Annotated in this window: 1 protein-coding gene; it reads right to left on the minus strand. The window is 37.2% G+C overall.

Annotation, left to right across the window (positions count from 1 at the left end):
• Positions 1-207, minus strand: a 207-nt coding sequence (locus tag EOC06_RS39955) for a response regulator transcription factor (protein ID WP_164899150.1), incomplete at both ends; no start/stop codon positions are given.

Below are 207 nucleotides of genomic sequence, written 5' to 3' on the forward strand. Positions count from 1 at the left end.
TAAATATTCTTCATCATCATGCATCGTTAGTATTAAGACTTGAATAGGAGGAAAAGCCTTTTTGATTTTCTTTGTTGCCGAAAGTCCGTTTTCTCCAGGAGGCATACTTAAATCCATTAGAACAACATCTGGCTGAAGTCTTTCTACTAAATAAGTAACTTCAAAGCCATCAGCTGCAGTCCCAACTACTTTCATATCCTCTTGTGC

This window comes from Mesorhizobium sp. M7A.F.Ca.MR.362.00.0.0 (assembly GCF_004023175.1).
In the GTDB taxonomy this organism is placed as follows: Bacteria; Pseudomonadota; Alphaproteobacteria; order Rhizobiales; family Rhizobiaceae; genus Mesorhizobium.